Raw genomic sequence first — 23,014 nt, 5'->3', positions numbered from 1 at the left:
GTTTTGTAATGAGTTGGTTAGAATATAACAATTATTTTTCTAATTAAGGCAATTTAGCTATGAAATTAAAACAATTAGGTTTAGTTGCAGGCGTGATCATGTTAACTGCTTGCTCCTCAGCAATTGACCAAGCCACCGGTGAGCGTAAAGATCCGTTGGAAGGCTTTAACCGTGCGATGTGGACAATCAACTACGATTATATTGATACCTATGCACTCAAACCGGTTGCAAAAGGTTGGCGTGATTATGTGCCAAGTCCGATTAGAACCGGTTTAACCAATGTGGCGAATAACCTCGATGAGCCGGCAAGTTTTGTTAACCGTCTGTTAGAAGGAGAAGGTAAAAAGGCAATGATCCACTTCAACCGTTTTTGGATTAACTCGATTTTCGGTTTAGGCGGGTTAATTGACTGGGCGAGCCAAACGCCGGATCTCAAACTGGATAACGGTAATCGTGAGTTTGGTCATACGCTAGGCAGTTATAATGTGCCGGCAGGTACTTATATTATGGTGCCGGGTTATGGCGCAACCACACCTCGTCAAGCGGTCGGTAAAGCGGCGGATTCAGCTTATCCGGTATTATCTATGCTTACGATGCCTTGGACAGTAGCGAAATTTGCCGTACAAGGTGTAGATAGCCGCTCAAAATTATTAGATCAAGATGCATTATTACAGCAATCTTCAGATCCATACATCACTTTCCGTGAGGCATATTTCCAAAACCTCGAATTTAAAGTGAGTGACGGTAAAGTTGCGGAAGAAAGCGGTAAAGAACAGCTTTCCGAACAAGAATTACAAAATATCGATTAGGATCAAGCGGTCAAATTTGCAAAAAAAGTTGTAAATTTGACCGCTTGCTTTTGGGAATGTTAAAGGAGTGAAAAATGAAAACCGAATTTATTCGCCAAATTAGCCAAGGTATCAGCCTTGAGAAATGTCATGAGTTATATGTGATTCGAGTACAACATGCTTTAGGCTCTGCGCTGGTTGCTTTGCAAGGTGCACAATTATTAAGTTGGCGACCAGCGGCACAACAAGATGTGTTATGGCTTTCGGAGATTGAGCCGTTCCAAAAAGGCAATGCGATTCGTGGCGGAGTGCCGATTTGTTATCCGTGGTTTGGTTCGGCAAAAAGTCCGTCACACGGTACGGCACGCATTCGTGAATGGTCGCTCAGTCATTATGAAATGGATGAAGAATATGCCTATTTAGAATTTTCGCTCTATGACGAACAAAATATTATCGAAGCGAAAATTGAAATGGCGTTTAACCAAGAATGTCATTTGATTTTCACTCATTATGCAGAGCAAGAAGCACAGGCGGCATTGCATAGCTATTTTAATGTGGCGGATATTCAGCAAACCGAAGTGAAAGGTTTACCGCATAAATGTTTTGATTCGCTGACTAAACAATTCGTACAAGTGCCTTCACCACGTAAAATCCATGAAAATGTAGATTGCATTTATAGCGCGGAGCAGTCTATTAATTGCATTGAAGATGCGGCAAATCAACGCACGATTCAAATTGAGCATATTGATGCGAGCGATATTGTGTTATGGAACCCGTGGCATAAAGCAACAAGCTCGATGAGTGAAGCCGGTTATCAAACGATGTTATGTGTAGAAACTGCCCGTATAAATCGAAAATTACAACAGGGCGAAAGTTTTGAAGTTATCTTTAAGTTAGTGTAATAGTGAGAAAGCGGTAGGGGGAACCTTACCGTTTTATTTTGAACTTTTTCCCGTAAAATAAGTTCAAAATTATCGAAATTAATGAAAGATAGGAACAAATATAATCAAATATGCCAAAAATAAAACTAAATGAAACGACACTTTCTTCCTTTGTTACCCAACAAATTGAACAAAATGACGCTTTTACCTTGTTGAACGGGCTGTGCCAGTGGCTCCGAGCCGGCAAGCCGGAACAAGCGGTCGAAAAATTAGAATTTTTTACCAATCTACTCAAGCAACAGCCGGAACTCGCTCAAGCAGTGGCGACATTGATTTGCCGTTGGCTTTGCCAGTTACGTTTATATCCGATTCTTGTCAGTAGCGGCATTTTAGGTCGCCAAGGTTTTGGGCGAGAAATGCGTAATCGTTTATATGAGAAGCTCAACCCGTCTTTTAAAGATGTGAATGATTTACGTGATGTGTTTATTCTCTTGTTTTGCGATCGGCATGATGTGGAATGGATTAATGCCATTCCGACTAAGAGTTGGTTAAATTTTCTTAACACGTTAGATCGCTGTGTAAGTGAACAGGATAGAACCTGGCTGTATGAGCATATTCGTCACGAAGGGTTATTTGCGATCAAAATGCTTTCGATTTGGATTGCGGCAGAGGATTTGGAACCGGAGTTAATTCGCTTAGATCCAACATTGCTGGATGCGGATTCGCCTTTTGTCGCATTGCAAAAAGAAGTTTTCCAATGGCTAGAGGCTCGCCGTCAAAATCAATATTATGACGATAGTCATTTACAGGTGATGTTTAGCCAATCACGTGAATTGGTTGATCGCTTACAGAAAAAAGGATCGACAGCCGGTTCGTCACTCGGTGTGGCGCACTTGCTTGAGCGTTTAAGCCAAACGTTAGATCGTTTATCTATGTTGATGGAATTATTTTCTACCAACCGAGTTGCTCGTTTACGTGTGTTGCAAATTACCAAAATGTTGGCGGAAGCTTCGGCAAATCAGCACAGTATTTCTGATTTATGGAAACAGAGCGTCAAAATGCTTTCTCGTAGCATTACTCAACACACCAGTGATCATGGCGAACACTATATTACTCGAGATAAAAAAGAATATTTCAGTATGTTTTATTCTGCTGCCGGCGGTGGAGTACTGATTGCGCTGATGGCGCTATTTAAAGTCTATCTAGGCGGAATGATTGACGATAAGGTCTGGAAAGGTATTGCGGAAGGTTTGAACTACGGTATCGGTTTTACCATTATCTTTATGTTGCATTTTACCGTGGCGACCAAGCGACCGGCGATGACTGCCGCCCGTTTTGCCGAGGCAGTCGAACGAAACCCGCAGGGCAGAGCGGTGAATATGAAACTGGCGCAATTATTGGTGGACGTATTGCGTTCACAAAGCATTGCAGTATTGGGGAATGTGATTGTGTCGATGAGTGTGGCGGCATTGATCGCCTATGGCTATACAAAACATACCGGCAAAGCGTTATTAGACAGTGAAATGGTACAATATCAGCTAAGTTCGATTGATCCGACCAAAGGGACGTTATGGTTTGCGGCAATTGCCGGTTTGTGGTTGTTCTGTTCGGGGATTATTTCCGGCTACTTTGACAACCGTAGCAACTATTTAAATACCCGTATGCGCTTAAGACAGCACCCGTGGTTAAAGGCAATTTTACCGTTATCCATCCGAGAGAAATTTGCTGACTATGTGCATAATAATGCAGGTTCGATTATCGGTAACTTAGGATTCGGTATGTTGCTTGGTATTACCGGTGTGATTGGTTATTGGTTAGGATTACCACTTGATATTCGTCACGTTGCCTTTTCTTCGGCGAATGTCGGCTATGCGGTGGTAAGCGAATCATTAGGCTGGCAAGTGCTGTTACAAAGTATCTGTTTTGTTATGATGATTGGGGCGGTTAACTTAATTGTGAGCTTCTCATTAACATTATGGATTGCCTTACGTTCACGTAATACTGAAATTGATAGCTGGAAAGAAATTTTCAAATGTTTATGGGAAATTATCCGTAAACGCCCGTTAAGTCTTATTCTTCCGGTGCAGTTGAATAAATAATTGTGGAATAAAGTGGTTCGGTTGATCATATTTATAGGTATTATGTAGCAGTTGCACAAAAGTATATTTGTAGGGGCGAACTGTGTTCGTCCTTATGATATTCATTATAAATTGTTTGGGCGAATGCAATTCGCCTCTACATTATTGAAACAGATAATTAATAATAGTAAATCATTTATGAAAAAAACATTTCTAACTTGTAGCCTTGTGCTAGCGGTTTCGGGCTGTAGTAGCAGTTATCAATCTACCTTAACAGAAGGTGTGGATAATACGGTTGCCCCACAACAAGATTTTTATCGATTTGTAAACGGCAAATGGCTGGCAAAAGCACAAATTCCGGCAGATAGAACCTCATGGGGTACGTTAGCGGAATTAAATGAATTGAATGAACAACGTTCGATTAAATTCTTACACGCGGTTATTTCTGAGCCGAAATTTGCCAACGATGCGAAAGCCCAACGTTTAAAAGCGTTATATGAAACTTATACCGATTTAAATGCACGTGAACAAGCAGGGATTAGCCCGATTGCCAAAGATATTGAGCAAATTAAACAGATCAATACCTTTGCCGATTTAAAACGCTATTTGATTGAAGAAACCAAAGCCGGTAATGAAGTGCTATTCGGTTGGTCGGTATTTGCTCACTTAAAAAATTCTCGCCAAAACGGGGTTTATTTAAGCAATGTAGATTTAGGTTTAAGTAACGATTATTTCCAAAAAGATACGCCGGAAAACCGTGCTACCTTGAAACTTTATCAAGAATATATTGCCCAGATTTTAAGCTATGCTAAAGTCGAAAATCCGGCGACAAAAGCCAAAGCGATTGTCGCTTACGAAAAAGCGATTGCGAAAACGTTGTTTACTAATGAAGAAGATCGTGACATCCAAAAACGTTACAACCCAACCAATATGACACAGCTTAATAGGCTGAGTAAAAATATTGATTTAGCTCAGTATTTGCAAGCGGTTGGCGTGGAAACCGATGAGGTAATTTTATATGAACCTCGTTATTTCCAAGCGTTGGATCAGCTTATCAATCCGCAAAATTTAGCGGTAATTAAAGACTACTTATTATTCCGCACTTTATCAGACAACGCCCCTTACTTGAACAAAGCAATGGATGATGTTCGTTTTGAGTTTTATGGCAAAAAATTAGTGGGTCAAAAACAGCAACGTCCGTTAGAAAAACGTGCGTTAGCCACGATAAATAGCTGGCTCGGACAAGAATTTGCACAGTTTTATGTGGCGGAATTTTTCCCACAATCAGCAAAAAATGATGTGTTGGAAATGGCGAAGTATTTAGTTAAAGCCTATCATCATCGTATTGATAACTTAGCTTGGATGTCGGCGGAAACCAAACAAAAAGCGAAAGCTAAATTAGATAAGTTTATTGTCGAGGTCGGTTATCCTAACAAATGGCGCGACTACAGTAACTTAACCCTTAAAACCGTGGCGCAAGGCGGTACGCTCTACGCCAATATGCAACAAATTGCCAAATGGAGTTACGACTATAATCTTGCCAAAGTCGGCAAACCGGTTGATTTAAATGAATGGGGAATGTTACCGCAAGTGGTAAACGCTTCGTATAGCCCATTAATGAACCGTATTGTGTTCCCGGCTGGTATTTTACAAGCGCCGCTTTATAGCCAACAGGCAGATCCGGCGGTTAATTTTGGGGCAATCGGGGCGATTATCGGCCATGAAATCACCCACGGCTTTGATGATAGCGGTTCAAAATTTGACGGCGAAGGCAATCTAAAAGATTGGTGGACGGCAGACGACCGCAAAAAATTTGAAGCCTTGGCAGATAAATTAGTCGCACAATTTGATCAATTTGAAGTCGCACCGAAAGTTTTTGTCAACGGTCGTTTCACCTTAGGTGAAAACATTGCCGATTTAGGCGGTTTAAGTATCGCTTACGATGCGTTGAAATTGTATGAGCAAGATCACGGTACTAGCCCGACGATTGAAAACTTTACCAGTGATCAACGTTTCTTTATGAGTTGGACTCGCTCGTGGCGGCATAAAGCGACCGTGCAAGCGCTTACTCACCAAGTGAAAAGCGATCCGCACGCACCGGGGCAATTCCGTGCTTATGCACCGGTGTTGAATATTAGCGGCTTCCATCGTGCGTTTAGCACTAAAGCCGGCGATAAAATGTATCGTAATGAAGCGGAACGTATTCGTATTTGGTAATCGCAAGCGGTTGGGTTTTTGTACAATTTTGCAAAAAATCGCTGAAATCCGACCGCTTAATTTAAGGAAATTTTATGGCATTACAACGTTGCCCAGAGTGTCGACATAAAATTAGCGAGAGTGTTATCGTTTGCCCACATTGCGGTTTTTCATTTCAAGAAGCGGACTTAGCCGTTTATCGTGAGAAACTGGAACAGCGCCGTTTACATAATCAGGAACTTAATCGCCAAAATATCAAGATACAGCTCTTTTGGTTAGCGGTATTTAGTCTTGTGATTATCGGAGCGAGTTTATTGTTAAATTAATTCGCAAGTCGTTGGTATTATATTGAGTTGTTATGAACATAGGGTAAAATCTATTGTCATAAAAAACCTAAGATCCGAAGGAGAATTAAATGAAATTAATCAAATCATTAACTGTTTTAGCATTTGCATCATTGGTTACACTAAATACGCAAGCGGCGGAAGTGAAAACATCAGCAGAAAAACCAACAAAACAAGCGGTGGTAAAAGATAAAAACCTTGAGAAATTTAATCGCCAAGTAGAATTAACTTTTACGGAGCGTGGTATCGGTCAGCAAGATAATAAAGCGGTTGCAGTATTTAAATACCTTGTACGAAATAAAGGCAAAACGCATATCAAATCTATTACATGGCATTCAGTCTATGCCGTAGGCGATCAAGCCTTTTTTGCTCAAGATATTCCGGTCGTATTTGAGAAAGCGTTAGGATCGAAAGCAAAAACAGACGTAACGATTACTATTCCGCTTGAAACATTGCCGGAAAATGTACGCCAAATTTTATCTGATCCTAAAGCAAGTGTACGTTCGTTAAATGTGGCAAAAGAATTAGTCTTTGCGAATGGTGCGAAGATTGTTGTGAAATAGTACCAAGATAAGAAACGCTAAGTAATATGCTTAGCGTTTTTTGTTAATTTAATTGGTTTAAAAAGCCTGAAAAATCAACCTCAACTTTTAGCTGTTCCAATTCTGCTTTGGCGAATTGTTCGCTATCAGCTAGCCAATTTACTGCCTCTGACAAGCTATAAGCGGTCGGAATCGGTGCAAATTTTGCAAAAAATTGGGCTAAATCGACCGCTTGTGCATCCAATAAGGCTAATAAGATTTGTTGTAAATTCTGTTCTCTTAATAATCTCGGCACTTGGGCAACCGAAAGACGCATTTGTCCTTGCCAGGTTTTCTCGCTGATCGCAAATCCCAAGTTTGTCAATTCTGTTTTAAGGGTTTGCCAACGCTGTGTTTGTGGCTCGTCTAAACTTAAAGTCAACGGAATCAATAACGCTTGGCTGTCGCCTTTGGCAAGTTGTGTTTGAAAACGTAAGCGAGCTAATTTTTCTAGCGAAAGCAAATAAAATTGTTGTTCCGCTTTTAGCAGTAGTGCCTGATTTTGCACAATGGCTAACGGTCGCCAATGTCCTGTTGCTGTCGGTGCGGATTGTATCGACTTATGTTCAGCATCCCCTCTTTCTTGGGCAAAAATGACCGGCGTAACATTGATTTTCGATTCAAAAACATCCTGTCTGCGATCTGATGGAATTTGTGGCTGACTGACCAGTTCCCCATACCATTTTTGTGCCGATTTGGAGACATTTGTTGCACGAGATGAATAACTTGGCATACGAGAAGCGGTCGGTTTTGCCAAATTTTCTGTAAATTCGACCGCTGGTTGCGGCGTTAAAAAGCTATTACCACCTGCCGCAATACGATTGCTATCTCGCTGATAACTCGGTAACGGCTCATTCACTTGATCGACTAAACCGATTTCTGCTTGTCCCTGTAAGGCGGTTTGTACACCTTGCAAAATAAAATCGTGTACTAATCGCCCCTGATGAAAACGTACTTCGTGTTTTGCCGGATGTACATTCACATCGACTTGACTCGGGTCAATATCTAAAAAGACCACAAATGCTGGGTAATTGCCGGCTGGCATATTGGTTGCTTCATAGGCTTGGCGAATAGCGTGATTAATCGTTTTATCACGCATCATTCGCCCGTTTACGTAGCTATAACACAAATTATTTTGCTCGGTAGAAATCGCCGGTGATCCAATCCAACCATACAAATGTAAATCGCCGTGTTGCCAGTCGATATGGATCGCATTTTGAATAAATTCATCGCCACAAATTGCCGCTACTCGACGCTGTTGCTGTTCGACTGAATTATCTTGTACTTTACGATATTGGCGAACTGTTTTACCGTTGTGGGTCAGGGTAAAGCCAATATTCGGTTTCGCTAGGGCAATACGGCGAACCACCTCATCAATATGTGCAAATTCGGTTTTATCGGTACGCAAAAATTTACGGCGTGCCGGCGTATTAAAGAATAAATTCGCCGCTTCAATTGTCGTGCCTACCGGATGCGAAGCCGGCTGGATTTCCACTTCCATTTCACGCCCTTGTGCATACGCCTGCCATGCTTCCGCTTGCCCTTCCGGGCGAGAAGTGAGTGTTAAGCGAGAAACGGAACTGATACTTGCTAGTGCTTCACCACGAAAGCCTAAACTTAAAATCATCTCCAAATCTTCCAAACTGGAAATTTTACTGGTCGCGTGACGAGCTAAAGCCAAGGCTAAATCTTGTTTACTGATGCCACAGCCGTTATCTCGAATGCGAATAAGTTGTGAACCACCTTTTTCAATATCAATTTGAATCTGATTTGCACCGGCATCCAAACTGTTTTCCACCAATTCTTTTACTACGGAGGCAGGGCGTTCCACCACTTCGCCGGCGCGATTTGGTTAGCGAGTTGAGGAGGAAGGATATGGATAAGATTTTGAGTCATAACTTTATGTACTTTAGAAAAAATTATGGTCGCCAAACTGAAAAGTATGAGCGACCATTTTATAACGAGAGATCCGATTATTTAAATTCGTAACGACGAATAGTGGTTAAATCCGAATCTTGCTGTTCTATTTTCTCTGCAAGATTTACTCGTGCACCTACAGTCGCGTGTGAATCATATTTACGAGTAAGGGTTACAAGTTCACCGTTATCTTTTTTAACAGTTAACTGAACAGTATCTTGAGATAAGGTTTTACTGTCTAAAATTGTGGCATTACCTTTATCCGCATAGAAATCTTGCGTACAAGTCGCTAAAGCTACAGTTGCTAATAGAGTAAAAGAAAATTTTTTCATTATGAATACCTTGAAAGATAAATAAATTAAAGAAGTGATACGTTCAAATCTGAATTTGAACCGACAATTCTAACACGTTTGCCCGGAGTAAAACCGTCTTCTTTTTTCTGAACAACAACGATTTCTTTACCGTCGTCTTTGCGAATAACCATTTCTAATGAAGATACTTGGCTCACTTTCTCTTCAACTGTGCTACCAATCATTGCACCGGCAATCGCACCGACTGCACTTGCAACTGCTTGACCTGAACCACCGCCAACGGTTGAACCGGCTAGACCGCCTAACACACCGCCGCCGACAGTACCGATAACGCCTTGGTTATCAGCTTGAATTTTGACATCACGTACAGAAACAATCGTACCATAGCTGATTGAACGAGCTTCTTTCGCTTGGTTTGAGCCATATACGCACGCTATAAATATCGGTATTTGCACAACCTACAAGGGTTAAACCGGCAAATAAAGCGTACGCTAAACTAAATTTTTTCATATTGTTCTCCAACAAAAGTTGTTCAGAAATGATCCTCTGAACGGACCACCGCATTTATATCATAAGGGTGGAGCTTTAGACAATAAGGATTGGAATAAGTTTTATTTTTTAATGAAATTGCAATACTTGGATTGGGTAAACGCTCGCCTTCTACCTGTGGTTGGCTGATTTTAAGTTCAAGATTGGCATTAATTTTTAAATGAAATTGTTTTAAGGTACGTTCAACCCATTGCTCAACCGTTTCGTTTTTCTTCATTGGGTAAACTATTTCAATATGTTCCCAACCTTGTTGCGGATAAACTTTATCTTTCGGGAACGGTAATTCGATAATTGAAACCGCTTGCCCTAAAAAAGATAACGGCTGACTGAGTTTGATAAGGGCTATTGGTCGTCCGTTTACTTCGCTTTCTTTTAACAATTCACCTTGTTCAAGTAAGAATGAGCGCCATTGTTCAGCAGTCTGCCAGTCATTCATTCTGACTGCTAAATGGTCAATTTTAAACTGATTTAAATCCAGCATCGCCAAATGGGCAATTTGCTGAATTTTTTGTTGAAATTCAGAAAAATCGCCAAAATAAGCGGTCATTTTCTCGTAAAATTTTGCATTTTCTTGTATCATAGAGCGTTTTTCCTTTAGGGTGCAATTTTCTGCACTATTCGGATTTTTAAATTAGTATCGTGCAGGAGATTGCACGTAGAAAAAGGTTATATATTCGTGAATATTCAACAGATTTTATCAGACAAAATTAAACAAGCAATGATAGCGGCTGGTGCAGAAAGCAATGTTGAGCCACTTGTTCGTCAATCAGGTAAGCCGGAATTTGGCGATTATCAAGCAAACGGTGCAATGGGCGCAAAAAAAATTAGGTATGAACCCACGTGAGTTTGCGCAGAAAATTTTAGATAACGCAGATTTGAATGGCATTGCCGATAAATTAGAAATTGCCGGCCCGGGCTTTATCAATATTTTCTTAAACCAAGCGTGGTTAGCAAGCCAAGCAAGTGAAGCATTACAAGCGGTCAATTTTGGGATTAAAACTGCAAATCCGCAAACTATCGTAATCGACTATTCTTCGCCAAATGTGGCAAAAGAGATGCACGTAGGTCACCTACGTTCAACCATTATCGGTGATGCGGTGGTACGTACCTTAGAATTTTTAGGTAACAAAGTGATTCGTGCCAACCACGTCGGCGACTGGGGTACGCAGTTCGGTATGTTAATCGCATACTTGGAAAAAATGGAAAACGAACACGCCAGCCAAATGGAATTAAGTGATTTGGAAGCCTTCTATCGTGCGGCAAAAGAACATTACGACAGTGATGAAGTGTTTGCCGAAAAAGCACGTAACTATGTGGTGAAACTACAAAGCGGTGATGAATATTGCCGTACGATGTGGAAAAAATTAGTCGATATTACTATGCACCACAATCAAGAAAACTACGATCGTTTAAACGTCACGCTTTCAGAAAAAGATGTGATGGGCGAAAGCCTTTACAACCCGATGTTGCCGGAAATCGTAGCGGATTTAAAAGCAAAAGGTTTAGCGGTGGAAGACGACGGTGCGTTAGTGGTGTTCCTAGAAGAATTTAAGAACAAAGACGGTGACCCGATGGGCGTTATCGTACAGAAAAAAGACGGCGGTTTCTTATATACCACGACTGATATTGTCTGCGACGAAATATCGTTATGAAACGTTAAATGCGGATCGTGTGTTAGTGTTCTCGGATTCTCGCCAAGCACAACATATGCAACAAGCGTGGTTAATTACTCGTAAAGCGGGTTATGTGCCGGAAAGTTTCAGCCTTGAACATCCGTTCTTCGGAATGATGTTAGGTAAAGACGGCAAGCCGTTTAAAACCCGTTCGGGTGGTACGGTTAAATTAAAAGATTTATTGGATGAAGCGGTTGAGCGTGCGGATAAATTAATTTCAGAGCGTTCAACGGATTTAACCGCGACAGAAAAAGCGACGGTAGTGGAAGCGGTGGCAATCGGCTCGGTCAAATATTCGGATCTCTCGAAGAACCGTACTACAGACTACGTATTTGATTGGGATAATATGTTGACCTTTGAAGGTAACACTGCACCATATATGCAATATGCTTATACTCGTATCCGTTCAATCTTCAACCGTGCCGGCATTGATGTAAACGGCTTAAACGGCGAAATTAACTTAACTGAAGATAAAGAACGTGCGTTAGCGGTTAAACTTTTACAGTTTGAAGAAGCGTTAAACGGCGTGGCAAAAGACGGTATGCCGCATATTCTTTGCCAATATCTCTATGAGTTAGCCGGTGCATTCTCAAGTTTCTACGAAGCTTGCCCAATGCTCAATGCAGAAGAAAACGTGAAAAACAGCCGTTTACGTTTAGCCGCATTAACAGCGAAAACGTTAAAACAAGGTTTAGATCTCTTAGGTATTAAGACGATTGAAAAAATGTAATGAAACGTCCCCCTCTTTTGTAAAGAGGGGGTAGGGGAGATTTTACAAGCGGTGAAATTTCTCCAATATTTTGCAAATTTTAGATCTAACAAATCTCCCTCTGCCCCTCTTTGCTAAAGAGGGGAGTAAAAAAGGAATAACAATGAAATTTATTGATGAAGCCCTGATTCGTGTTGAAGCAGGTGATGGCGGTAACGGTTGTGTAAGTTTCCGCCGTGAAAAATATATCCCGAAAGGTGGGCCGGACGGCGGTGATGGCGGTGACGGCGGTGATGTTTATTTAATCGCTGACGAAAACCTAAATACGCTTATCGACTACCGTTTTGAAAAACGTTACGCAACAGGTCGTGGTGAAAATGGTCGTAGCGCCGGCTGTACCGGACACCGTGGTAACGATATTACTTTACGTGTGCCGGTCGGTACGCGAGCGATCGACAATGACACTCAAGAAGTGATTGGTGACTTAACCAAACACGGTATGAAAATGTTGGTGGCAAAAGGTGGTTATCACGGTTTAGGGAATACCCGTTTTAAATCGTCGGTAAACCGTGCGCCTCGCCAAAAAACTAACGGTACACCGGGCGAAAAACGTGATTTATTACTTGAGTTAATGTTACTTGCCGATGTTGGTATGCTTGGCTTACCGAATGCCGGTAAATCAACCTTTATCCGTGCCGTATCGGTCGCAAAACCGAAAGTAGCGGATTATCCGTTTACTACACTTGTGCCAAGTTTAGGCGTGGCACGTGTCGGTGCGGATCGCAGTTTCGTGGTAGCGGATATTCCGGGCTTAATTGAAGGTGCGGCGGATGGTGCCGGTTTAGGTATTCGTTTCTTAAAACACCTTGAGCGTTGCCGTGTGTTAATTCACTTAGTCGATATTATGCCGATTGATGAAAGCGATCCGGCACAAAATATTTCGGTGATTGAAAGCGAGCTTTACCAATATAGTGAAAAATTATCGGAAAAACCGACTTGGTTAGTATTCAATAAGATTGATACGATTGGCGAAGAAGAAGCACAAGTTCGTGCGCAAGAAATCGCTGAACAAATCGGTTGGGAAGGTGATTATTACCTAATTTCTGCCGCAACCGGTCAAAACGTGCAAAACCTGACCCGTGATATTATGGACTTTATCGAAGCGAACCCTCGTGAAGTCGCAGAAGAAAATAAAGAAGCGGATGAAGTGAAATTCAAATGGGATGATTACCATCAAGAAGCAATGCAAAACCCTATCGAAGAAGATTGGGATGACTTTGATGATGATTGGTCGGAAGAAGATGAAGAAGGTGTGGAATTTGTGTACACCCGTAGCTAATCCCAGCTAATGACAAGCGGTTGAATTTGCGAAAAAATTTGCAAATTCGACCGCTTTTTATTTGAGGAATCAAAATGCTGAATGCCAAAAGTTGTGAATTATTTGAAATCCCGTTTTTTCAATTTGCACAAATGAAAAAATATTGTCCGGAAGATATTCCGCTCATTAAAGCACATTACAAAGCGGAGTGGCAAAAGTGGAAAGCGTTGCATTTAGACGTGGCTCGTCAGCTTGGTATGCCGTTTGCCGAACCGCATATTGAAAAATGGTGTAACGGTTGGCAGGTACGGTCGCACTTTTTTGCTTATTACAAATATGAATTTAACCGTAATTCTGCGGCAATCTTATCGGTGATTTTAAATCGCCGCCGTTTACAGGTGTGTTTGGATTGGCATTGTTACCGAGCGGATCGTTCGCAGATTTCATTAGCGCAATATAATCAATGGTTGGAAAAATTAGATCGTTCTCAATACCAAGATTTTGAAGTATGGCACGGTGCGGAAAGTGAATATGCCGATTTTAAAACGCTGAAAGAAACCGATTTATTATCGCTTGAAAATGAAGAAGATTTTTGGTGTATCGGACGTAATATCGAAAAAGCCGAGCTCGATCAGATTGATATGGCGGAATTTATTTACCAAACCATTCGCCAATTATTACCGCTGTATGAAGCGTGTCATAGAAAATAGACGAATATTTATAGATTTATCGGGCGGATAATATATCCGCCCTTATTTTTATATTTCCCATTACGGATACAAGCATTGCTCCCCCTACGATTGGACTGAATCAATATTTGTAAAAGATTTGTATCATCACAGTCCTGGAGGGCTAGCCCTATGTTTAACCCACGTACAGTTTATCGTACGTGGCATAGATATTCGATATGTATGGCACAGTCAACAAAAATATCTCCATTTAAAATCAATTATTTTAACATAATCTTGACAAAACAAAACAAAACAAAACAAAACAAAACAAAACAAAACAAAACAAAACAAAACAAAACAAAACAAAACAGGATTTTTTTGTCTGATGAGTAAAGAAATGTAGGGAATTTGATGTTTAATTGATTTAGGCTATGAAATCATAGATCATAATCTATTGTCGACTATTTATAGTCATTTTAATAAGTAAGCTTTAACCAAAATTAAGAGAGAATATTTATGAATAAAATTTTTAAGGTAATTTGGGATCACTCATCGCAAACATGGATAGCGGTGTCTGAGTTATCTAAAACAAAGAACAAAAAGAGTACGACACAAGCGGTTGCCGTAGCAGGTTTTGTTTTATTAAGTAATAACCTACTTGTCGCAAGCGGTACATTTGAGACTAGTGCAAATGATTCTACGGTTAACGGTATTATTGCAAACAATATTAACCAACAACTTATGATTGGTCAGGATCTCAATAATTTCTTTAATTTAAGTAATGCAGTCTTTTTAGGTCATAATATTCAAGATATATTAACTACAGATTCTGATGGTAGTTATCCTCCTTATCGGTATGTGACCCATGTAGGTAATGATATTACTTCATCGGGCGCAAGCGTAATGGTAGGTAATAACTTAACAGGTGGTTTAGGAGCTGTTGTTGTTGGTCAAGATATTAATGTTTCAACCAAATGGTCACACCTATACGGTTTTACAACAACTGGAGTATACTTCGGTAGTAATATTACTGCAAATGTAAATAAGGCGACACCTCAACTAGATACAGTTGCAGTGGGGCGAAATCTTATTTTAGAGGGTAATAATTCAGTAAACTTTGGTCTTTGGAACGTAGGTAAATCGACGTCAGGCACAGAAGATGGTGACGAACAAGTACTTTTAGGTTCATTTAATAATGCTACTGGTCCTACATCTACGGCTATTGGTTATCATAACTCTGTCGCTCGATATGCCCTTGCAATGGGTAAAGATTCAAAAGCGGAAGATTATAGGAATACGGCAATCGGTCTTCAGGCAATTGCTGATGGTGATTTTGATACAACTTCTATCGGTGCTAAGACTATTGCATCGGGTTCTCTCTCATTAGCTATGGGTGTGGACTCTACCGCTTGGGGGAGTAAAGGCTCAGTAGCAATCGGTATAAATTCACGTTCATCAGATGCACAATTTTTAGTGGTAGATGGACAAAATGTACCTATTACGCGTGGTACAAAAGCATTAAAAGCGACTTTAGCGTACGCAACGACTAATGAAGATCAAGTTACCGCTTTTAAAAATATTGAGTTAAGTAAAGGTTTTACTTTTACTCAAGCGACCACGATCAAGGGTGTAACCTATGCTAGCGGTGATGACATTCCTCAGGCTATACTGAATGCAGGATATTTAACTTCAAACGGTAGAGGCGGTTGGGCTACTGAAAGTCCCGTAGCTATGGGTACTAATGCGATTGCACAGATGTATCGTAGTGTAGCAGTGGGTTATAATGCGTATTCATTGGCTAAAGGGCGACTTCCAAGTACCGCAATTGGTAGTTCTGCGGAAGCGTTGAATGAAGGTGCAACTGCGGTAGGTACAAATGTTAAAGCGACACATGTAAATTCTTCAGCAATTGGTACTGGAGCAATGGCACAAGGCTCTTCATCATCTGCTTTAGGTTCATATGCAAAAGCATATGACAGTGATACGGTTGCAGTGGGCTTAAATGCAGTAGCTGGTACGGTGGATAATGCAAATAATAGTGGTGTGGTCGCGGTTGCGATTGGTCGTAATAGCCAAGCAATTGCTGAAAAATCTTTTGCCGGTGGTGATGGTGCAAAAGCACTAGCACCAAATACGATAGCCATAGGTAGAGATGCAACTGCGGATAAAGGTTCTGGTATTGCGATTGGTGATGGTGCAAAAGCGACTCCAGCAGACACTGGTGTCGGTGCTATTGCTATTGGCTTGAAATCAAAGGTAGCGACTCAAAACGGTATTGCTATTGGTAATAGTGCTGAAATTGGTAGTGGTCATCAATCAACTACGGTTGGAGCATCATCGAAAGCTTTAGGTAGTGAGTCCGTCGCTTTTGGTTTTGGTGCGAATGCCTCGTTTGCATCTTCATTGGCACTTGGCCCATTAACAAAATCATCTAATTGGAATACAGTTGCAGTTGGTCGAGAAGCGAATGCTTCAGGAGTGAATGCAATTGCGATAGGTAAAACTGCGAATGCATCAGGAGTAAATACGATTGTAATGGGGGAAAGTGCGAAGGCTACGGAAAACCATGGCATTGCATTCGGTATGGGGGCGGTAGCAAATGTTGCACGTTCTGTTGCATTAGGTAATTTTGCTGAAACGACGAGTGCATTATCAACAATAACAGCGGGTACAACGGCAGTTAAGTCGGGTACGGTCAATGGTGTTACATATGGTAATTTTGTCGTTGCTAAACCAAGTGCAGGGGTAATTTCTGTTGGTAAAGTTGGCGATGAGCGTCGTATCCAAAACGTAGCGGCAGGTTTAATCTCAGAAGAATCAACCGATGCAATCAACGGTTCACAGCTTTACTTCGCATTAGATAAAGCACAACATCATTATTATAGTGTAAATGATAATGATTTCATAATTAAAGGCAACTATCAAAATGATGGTGCTAAAGCTAGTGGTTCATTAGGCGCAGGTGTTAATGCTTTGGCTCAAGGAAGTAGCTCTATTGCAATGGGTACAGATGCTCAATCTTTCAGTGTCGAATCTATTGCCATTGGTACCCTTTCAAGGATAAAGGGGATGTTTAGTATTGGATTAGGTTCTGAAGTTTATACTGATGCTAACCACAGTGTTGGTATCGGAGCAGGCAGTTCAGTAGGTGCTAATGGCGATAGTGCTGTAGCTATTGGTTATTTATCAAGTACAGATGTAAAAGATTCTGTTGCTTTAGGTTCATATTCAGCAACTACAACAGCCACCCCTGTAAATTCAGCAACAGTAAACGGTGTAGCTTATTCAGGTTTTGCTGGAAGTACACCATTATCTGTGGTGTCAGTAGGTGATGTTGGGGCTGAGCGTCAAATTCAGAATGTTGCGACCGGTCAAATTTCTGCAACATCAACCGATGCGATCAATGGTTCACAGCTTTATGCAGTTGCAAACACGTTAAGTAACCCTAGATGGAGATTAACAACTGGTGTACTTGCAGGCTCAACGGGTATAAATACTGGCTCAAGTGATTATCAAGTTAAAGCTGATGATCAAATTAAATTTACTGCTGGAAATAATATTCAGATTGATCAAAAAGATAATGAAATTACTATTTCTGCAGTTGGGCAAAATGGTAAAGATGGTGTTGACGGAAAATCTATTACGATTACAAGTAGCACGATACTTGATGATGGTGGTACTGAAGTTATTTTCTCAGATGGTACGAAGATCACGATTCCTAGCGGTGCAAAAGGTCCAACTGGTGATAAAGGCCCAACAGGCGATAAAGGTGCCAAAGGCGAAACTGGCGATAAAGGTCCAACCGGAGACAAAGGCGAAACTGGAGACAAAGGTGAAACTGGCGATAAAGGTGTAACTGGAGACAAAGGTGAAACTGGAGACAAAGGTGAAACTGGCGATAAAGGTGCAACCGGAGACAAAGGTGAAACTGGCGATAAAGGTGCAACCGGAGACAAAGGTGAAACTGGCGATAAAGGTGCAACCGGAGACAAAGGTGAAACTGGCGATAAAGGTGTAACTGGAGACAAAGGTGAAACTGGCGATAAAGGTGAAACTGGCGATAAAGGTGCAACCGGAGACAAAGGTGAAACTGGCGATAAAGGTGCAACCGGAGACAAAGGTGAAACAGGCGATAAAGGTGCAACCGGAGACAAAGGTGAAACAGGCGATAAAGGTTTAACTGGAGACAAAGGTGAAACTGGCGATAAAGGTGCAACCGGAGACAAAGGTGAGACCGGTGATAAAGGCTTAACTGGTGATAAAGGTGCAACCGGAGACAAAGGCGAAACTGGCGATAAAGGTTTAACTGGAGACAAAGGTGAAACAGGCGATAAAGGTGCAACCGGAGACAAAGGTGAAACAGGCGATAAAGGTTTAACTGGAGACAAAGGTGAAACTGGCGATAAAGGTGCAACCGGAGACAAAGGCGAAACTGGCGATAAAGGTGCAACCGGAGACAAAGGTGAAACTGGAGACAAAGGTGAAACTGGCGATAAAGGTGCAACCGGAGACAAAGGTGAAACTGGCGATAAAGGTGCAACCGGTGATAAAGGTGTAACTGGAGACAAAGGTGAAACTGGCGATAAAGGTGCAACCGGAGACAAAGGTGAAACTGGCGATAAAGGTGCAACCGGAGACAAAGGTGAAACTGGCGATAAAGGTGCAACCGGAGACAAAGGTGAAACTGGCGATAAAGGTGCAACCGGAGACAAAGGTGAGACCGGTGATAAAGGCTTAACTGGTGATAAAGGTGCAACCGGAGACAAAGGCGAAACTGGCGATAAAGGTCCAATCGGAGATAAAGGTCCAATCGGAGATAAAGGTGTAACTGGAGATATTGGTGGAACCGGTAGTTGGATCGCAACAGCAGATCAAGGTGTTGATGGCGGAGAAGTGTCAGGTCAATCGAATGAGCTTATTAATTCGGGTGAAACGGTAACTTTCGATGCAGGTAAAAATATGAAACTTGTTCAAGAAAACGGCAAGTTTACGTATGCAACCAAAGACAATGTGACATTTAACCAAATGAATGCTACAACCGTTGTGGTAGGCGATCCGAAAGATCCAGCTAAATCTACAACATTAACATCAGGCGACAACGGCTTAGATGTGGGTGGCGATAAGATTAGCAACGTTGCAGACGGCGATATTTCTCCGAACAGCAAGCAAGCGGTTAACGGTAGTCAGTTATACAATTACGTGAATGTAAACGGTAAACCGGCAACGAACAAAGACGGTAAAGTTAACTTTGTAAACGGTTCTAATACCAATGTTTCTGTTGACCCGAATACGGGTGACATTGCATACAATGTTAACAATACAACGTTAAATGTTGCTGATTCAGGTAATGTAACTGTTCCAACCGGCGAAGAAGCGAATAAGTTTGTAAATGCAGGTGATCTTGCAAATACACTTAACAATGTGGCTTGGAACGTGGAAGCTAAAGCGGTTGAAGGTACGACAGGTAAATCTGAGTACAAAGACAGCGATAAAGTGAAAGCGGGCGATAAAGTCAGCATTAATGCAGGTAACAATATCGTTGTTAGCGGTTCGGGTAGAAATATCAATATCGCAACTTCAAAAACACCTGAGTTTACTTCAGTACAAGTTGGTAACAATACAGTAATCAGTGAAGGTAAAGACGTTGATGGCAATACCGCGGTTAAAGTAGGTAACAAAGACGGTTCTCCAACACGTATTACTAATGTGAAAGCTGGTAAAGCTCGTACTGATGCGGTGAACGTAGGTCAATTAAAAGAGGAAATCGGTGGTGTAAACCGCCGTATCAACAAAGTTAATAAAGACTTACGTGCGGGTATCGCGGGTGCAAATGCGGCAGGTTTACCACAAGTTTACATTCCGGGTAAATCAATGGTTGCGACTTCTGCGGGTACATTTAAAGGCGAAAGTGCGGTAGCGGTAGGTTACTCTCAAGCGTCTGATAATGGTAAAGTTATCTTAAAACTTCAAGGTAATGCGAATACTCGTGGTGACGTTGGTGGCTCTGTGGGTGTAGGTTACCAATGGTAATTTAACGCTTTACTCAATTAACTGAGTAAGATAAAAACGGCGATAGGTGCAAACTTATCGCCGTTTTTTTAATTCTACTTGCCTACGTACGGTAAACCATACGTGATTACATATAAGTCAGTCCCTTTGGAACTGTAATAGATTATTGAAAACATCTCTCAATATTTTGACAAAATACAAAAAGGATTCCATTTGGGCTTTTGGCAAATTTCCGCTAAAATGCGACCGCTTGTAACTTTAGACGGAACAATATGAATCAGAAACCTTTAGCAATTTTTTTAATGGGTCCGACCGCTTCGGGCAAAACGGATTTGGCAATCGCATTACGTCAAACGCTTCCGGTGGAAGTAATTAGTGTCGATTCGGCGTTAATTTATAAAGGTATGGATATTGGTACGGCGAAGCCGAGCAAAGCGGAATTAGAACTTGCTCCACACCGTTTAATTGATATTTTAGATCCGAGCGAAAGTTATTCAGCGATGAACTTTCGTGCTGATGCGTTACGAGAAATGGCGGCAATTTGCGAAAGCGGACGTATTCCGTTATTAGTCGGCGGCACGATGCTCTATTATAAAGCATTGTTGGAAGGGCTTTCGCCGTTACCTTCCGCTGATGAGGGTATTCGTGCGGAGATTGAAGCAAAAGCGGAGCAAATCGGTTGGAACGGATTGCATCGTGAATTATTGGAGATAGATCCGGTTGCCGGCAATCGAATTAATCCTAATGATAGTCAACGGATTAATCGTGCTTTAGAAGTCTTTTATATCACAGGCAAAACAATGACAGAGTTAACGGTTCAACAGGGGTGAGAGTTTGCCTTATCAGGTGTTGCAATTTGCGATTGCACCACAAGACAGAGCGGTATTACATCAGCGTATTGAGCAACGTTTTCAGAAAATGATCGATCTCGGATTTCAGCAAGAAGTAGAAAAATTACGTGCTAGAGGCGATTTACATAAAGATCTGCCGTCTATCCGTTGTGTCGGTTATCGTCAAATGTGGGAACATTTGGACGGCGATATTTCGCTTGATGAAGCGATTTACAAAGGCATTTGTGCTACTCGTCAGCTTGCAAAACGCCAATTAACTTGGTTAAGAGGCTGGAATGGCGAAATTGAATGGTTGGACAGTTTAGATCCGACCAGTTCTAAGTTAAAAATGATGAAAAAGATCGAACAAAACTTAATTAAATTATGATAATATCGTCTTCGCCTTTGGCACTAAAACAATATTCACCACAACAATAAAAAGGAAAAGAAAATGGCAAAAGGTCAATCTTTACAAGATCCATATTTGAATGCACTTCGTCGTGAGCGTATTCCTGTTTCAATTTATTTAGTTAACGGCATTAAATTACAAGGACAAATCGAATCTTTCGACCAATTCGTAATTTTATTAAAGAACACGGTAAGCCAAATGGTTTACAAACACGCAATTTCAACCGTAGTACCGGCTCGCTCAGTTTCTCATAACAATGGCGGTGCGGCACAAGCTCAACCCGCTCCGGCAGTTGAAGTACGCGGACAAAACGGAATAATTAAGTTATTACTACTGAAGCCTTAATTCATAATGAAATGCCAAATACAGATGAAAATGCTGTATTTGGCTTTGCTTTATCTGAGAAACAGATAAAAGACTTTTCTCATACGCAAGATAAAGCGGTCTTAGTCCATCTCTTTCTTTCCCAAACCAAAGATATTGAGAATCTGATGGAATTTCAAACGCTTGCCGAATCGGCTGGTGTTGAGATTCTTGCTACTTTAACCACCTCGCGTTCTGCACCACATATCAAATATTTTGTCGGGCAAGGTAAAGCCGATGAAATTGCTCAAGCAGTAAAAGAGTTGGGAGCTACTGTGGTGCTAGTCAATCACGAGCTTAGTCCGTCACAAACACGTAATTTACAAGCATTATGTGAATGTCGGGTAGTGGATAGAACCGGTCTGATTTTAGATATTTTTGCCCAACGAGCCAGATCGCACGAGGGCAAATTACAGGTCGAGCTGGCACAGCTTAAACATTTGGCAACCCGTTTGGTTCGCCGTTTGGGTAATCAAGATCAGCAAAAAGGCGGTGCAGTCGGTTTACGCGGACCGGGCGAAACCCAGCTGGAAACCGACCGCCGTTTGATTAAAGTGCGGATTCAACAGTTACAAAACCGCTTAGAGAAAGTGAATAAGCGGCGTAGCCAAAATCGGAAAACTCGTCAAAAAGCGGACATTCCAACCGTTTCATTGGTGGGCTATACCAATGCGGGGAAATCTACCTTGTTTAATGCAATTACTAACGCCGGCGTTTATGCGACAGATCAGTTATTTGCAACACTTGATCCGACTTTACGCCGAATGCAGATTCAAGATGTCGGTACGACAATCTTAGCAGATACGGTCGGTTTTATTCGTTTCTTACCGCACGATTTGGTTTCCGCCTTTAAATCGACGTTACAGGAAACCACCGAAGCAAGTTTATTGTTGCACGTGATTGATGCGGCGGATGATCGCAAAAATGAAAATATTGATGCGGTTAATCAAGTCTTAGATGAAATCGGTGCGTTAGACATTCCAACCTTATTGGTTTATAACAAAGTCGATAAACTCGAGGGTGTGATGCCACATATTGAGCGGAATGATGACGGCAAACCGATAGCGGTTTATCTCTCCGCACAAACCAATCAAGGCGTTGATTTGTTGTATGAAGCGATTCGGGAATGTTTACGCAATGAGTTAGTGCGTGAGAAGATATTATTACCGGCAATCGCTGGGCAAATTTATACGCAATTCCGTTTACAACATTGTATTAAAAATGAAGTCTTTAATCAGTTTGGTGACCGATTGATTGAAGTAGAAGTGGATTTAGTGCAATGGAATAAGTGGCTCAAACAATTCCCGGAATTGGCGGAATATATTGAGTTTGCAAGTTGGGAAGAAAGCTAGAATACAAGCGGTAGCATTGCTACCGCTTTTTGCAT

13 protein-coding genes and 4 pseudogenes are annotated in these 23,014 nt (G+C 41.4%); 13 read left to right on the top strand and 4 right to left on the bottom strand.

The window, feature by feature from the left end; genetic code table 11:
• Positions 1-59 precede the first annotated feature (59 nt).
• The 6 genes from NYR89_RS07425 (at position 60) to NYR89_RS07400 (ending at position 6,850) form a co-directional block, all read left to right on the top strand.
• On the top strand, positions 60-809 hold the full coding sequence (locus tag NYR89_RS07425) for an MlaA family lipoprotein (RefSeq protein ID WP_279445324.1): 750 nt from the start codon (positions 60-62) through the stop codon (positions 807-809).
• Between the two features lie 74 nt (positions 810-883).
• Entirely contained in the window at positions 884-1,690 is an 807-nt protein-coding gene (locus tag NYR89_RS07420; RefSeq protein WP_279445323.1) for a D-hexose-6-phosphate mutarotase, read from the top strand.
• Between the two features lie 110 nt (positions 1,691-1,800).
• On the top strand, positions 1,801-3,768 hold the full coding sequence (locus NYR89_RS07415; protein WP_279445322.1) for a site-specific recombinase: 1,968 nt from the start codon (positions 1,801-1,803) through the stop codon (positions 3,766-3,768).
• Positions 3,769-3,945: 177 nt separating this feature from the next.
• Positions 3,946-5,964, top strand: a complete 2,019-nt coding sequence (locus tag NYR89_RS07410) for a M13 family metallopeptidase (RefSeq protein ID WP_279445321.1) — start codon at positions 3,946-3,948, stop codon at positions 5,962-5,964.
• A 74-nt stretch (positions 5,965-6,038) separates the two neighbouring features.
• The gene (locus NYR89_RS07405; protein WP_279445320.1) at positions 6,039-6,269 is read left to right on the top strand and encodes a zinc ribbon domain-containing protein; all 231 of its coding nucleotides are present in this window, start codon (positions 6,039-6,041) and stop codon (positions 6,267-6,269) included.
• Between the two features lie 89 nt (positions 6,270-6,358).
• Entirely contained in the window at positions 6,359-6,850 is a 492-nt protein-coding gene (locus NYR89_RS07400) for a hypothetical protein (RefSeq protein WP_279445319.1), read from the top strand.
• A gap of 43 nt (positions 6,851-6,893) precedes the next feature.
• Here NYR89_RS07400 and mutL read toward each other — a convergent pair.
• The 4 genes and pseudogenes from mutL to NYR89_RS07380 form a co-directional block, all read right to left on the bottom strand.
• Positions 6,894-8,764, bottom strand: a pseudogene (gene mutL / locus NYR89_RS07395) (DNA mismatch repair endonuclease MutL).
• A gap of 77 nt (positions 8,765-8,841) precedes the next feature.
• Complete coding sequence (locus tag NYR89_RS07390; protein ID WP_279445318.1) at positions 8,842-9,117, bottom strand: deoxyribose-phosphate aldolase; 276 nt, start codon at positions 9,115-9,117, stop codon at positions 8,842-8,844.
• A 26-nt stretch (positions 9,118-9,143) separates the two neighbouring features.
• Positions 9,144-9,606 (bottom strand): annotated as a pseudogene (locus tag NYR89_RS07385) (outer membrane lipoprotein).
• A gap of 22 nt (positions 9,607-9,628) precedes the next feature.
• Positions 9,629-10,225 carry a VOC family protein gene (locus NYR89_RS07380; protein WP_279445317.1) on the bottom strand — a complete coding sequence of 199 codons (597 nt, stop codon included), beginning with the start codon at positions 10,223-10,225 and terminating at the stop codon, positions 9,629-9,631.
• Positions 10,226-10,321: 96 nt separating this feature from the next.
• On the opposite strand from NYR89_RS07380, the pseudogene argS reads away from it, so the two are divergent.
• From argS to hflX, 7 genes and pseudogenes are all read left to right on the top strand, one after another.
• Positions 10,322-12,048, top strand: a pseudogene (gene argS / locus NYR89_RS07375) (arginine--tRNA ligase).
• 142 nt (positions 12,049-12,190) lie between these two features.
• Positions 12,191-13,366 carry an Obg family GTPase CgtA gene (cgtA, locus tag NYR89_RS07370; protein ID WP_279445316.1) on the top strand — a complete coding sequence of 392 codons (1,176 nt, stop codon included), beginning with the start codon at positions 12,191-12,193 and terminating at the stop codon, positions 13,364-13,366.
• Between the two features lie 74 nt (positions 13,367-13,440).
• Positions 13,441-14,055, top strand: coding sequence for an HI_0552 family protein (locus NYR89_RS07365; RefSeq protein WP_279445315.1), 615 nt, complete (start codon positions 13,441-13,443; stop codon positions 14,053-14,055).
• A 477-nt stretch (positions 14,056-14,532) separates the two neighbouring features.
• Positions 14,533-20,046 (top strand): YadA-like family protein, encoded by a 5,514-nt coding sequence (locus NYR89_RS07360; protein WP_279445314.1) that lies wholly within the window; start codon positions 14,533-14,535, stop codon positions 20,044-20,046.
• Between the two features lie 251 nt (positions 20,047-20,297).
• Positions 20,298-21,243 (top strand): annotated as a pseudogene (gene miaA / locus NYR89_RS07355) (tRNA (adenosine(37)-N6)-dimethylallyltransferase MiaA).
• A 63-nt stretch (positions 21,244-21,306) separates the two neighbouring features.
• Positions 21,307-21,609, top strand: a complete 303-nt coding sequence (gene hfq, locus NYR89_RS07350; RefSeq protein WP_279445313.1) for an RNA chaperone Hfq — start codon at positions 21,307-21,309, stop codon at positions 21,607-21,609.
• 11 nt (positions 21,610-21,620) lie between these two features.
• Positions 21,621-22,979 carry a ribosome rescue GTPase HflX gene (gene hflX, locus NYR89_RS07345; RefSeq protein ID WP_279445312.1) on the top strand — a complete coding sequence of 453 codons (1,359 nt, stop codon included), beginning with the start codon at positions 21,621-21,623 and terminating at the stop codon, positions 22,977-22,979.
• Positions 22,980-23,014 lie beyond the last annotated feature (35 nt).

The sequence above is a fragment of the Actinobacillus arthritidis genome (genome assembly GCF_029774155.1).
GTDB lineage: Bacteria > Pseudomonadota > Gammaproteobacteria > Enterobacterales > Pasteurellaceae > Actinobacillus > Actinobacillus arthritidis.
The sequence above is the reverse complement of the archived record's forward strand: the minus strand, read 5'-3'. Positions and strand labels throughout refer to the sequence as shown.

Coding starts and splice junctions, on each gene's coding strand:
- NYR89_RS07425 (WP_279445324.1), top strand. CDS start 60: ATGAAATTAAAACAATTAGGTTTAGTTGCAGGCGTGATCATGTTAACT.
- NYR89_RS07420 (WP_279445323.1), top strand. CDS start 884: ATGAAAACCGAATTTATTCGCCAAATTAGCCAAGGTATCAGCCTTGAG.
- NYR89_RS07415 (WP_279445322.1), top strand. CDS start 1,801: ATGCCAAAAATAAAACTAAATGAAACGACACTTTCTTCCTTTGTTACC.
- NYR89_RS07410 (WP_279445321.1), top strand. CDS start 3,946: ATGAAAAAAACATTTCTAACTTGTAGCCTTGTGCTAGCGGTTTCGGGC.
- NYR89_RS07405 (WP_279445320.1), top strand. CDS start 6,039: ATGGCATTACAACGTTGCCCAGAGTGTCGACATAAAATTAGCGAGAGT.
- NYR89_RS07400 (WP_279445319.1), top strand. CDS start 6,359: ATGAAATTAATCAAATCATTAACTGTTTTAGCATTTGCATCATTGGTT.
- NYR89_RS07390 (WP_279445318.1), bottom strand. CDS start 9,117: ATGAAAAAATTTTCTTTTACTCTATTAGCAACTGTAGCTTTAGCGACT.
- NYR89_RS07380 (WP_279445317.1), bottom strand. CDS start 10,225: ATGATACAAGAAAATGCAAAATTTTACGAGAAAATGACCGCTTATTTT.
- cgtA (WP_279445316.1), top strand. CDS start 12,191: ATGAAATTTATTGATGAAGCCCTGATTCGTGTTGAAGCAGGTGATGGC.
- NYR89_RS07365 (WP_279445315.1), top strand. CDS start 13,441: ATGCTGAATGCCAAAAGTTGTGAATTATTTGAAATCCCGTTTTTTCAA.
- NYR89_RS07360 (WP_279445314.1), top strand. CDS start 14,533: ATGAATAAAATTTTTAAGGTAATTTGGGATCACTCATCGCAAACATGG.
- hfq (WP_279445313.1), top strand. CDS start 21,307: ATGGCAAAAGGTCAATCTTTACAAGATCCATATTTGAATGCACTTCGT.
- hflX (WP_279445312.1), top strand. CDS start 21,621: ATGCCAAATACAGATGAAAATGCTGTATTTGGCTTTGCTTTATCTGAG.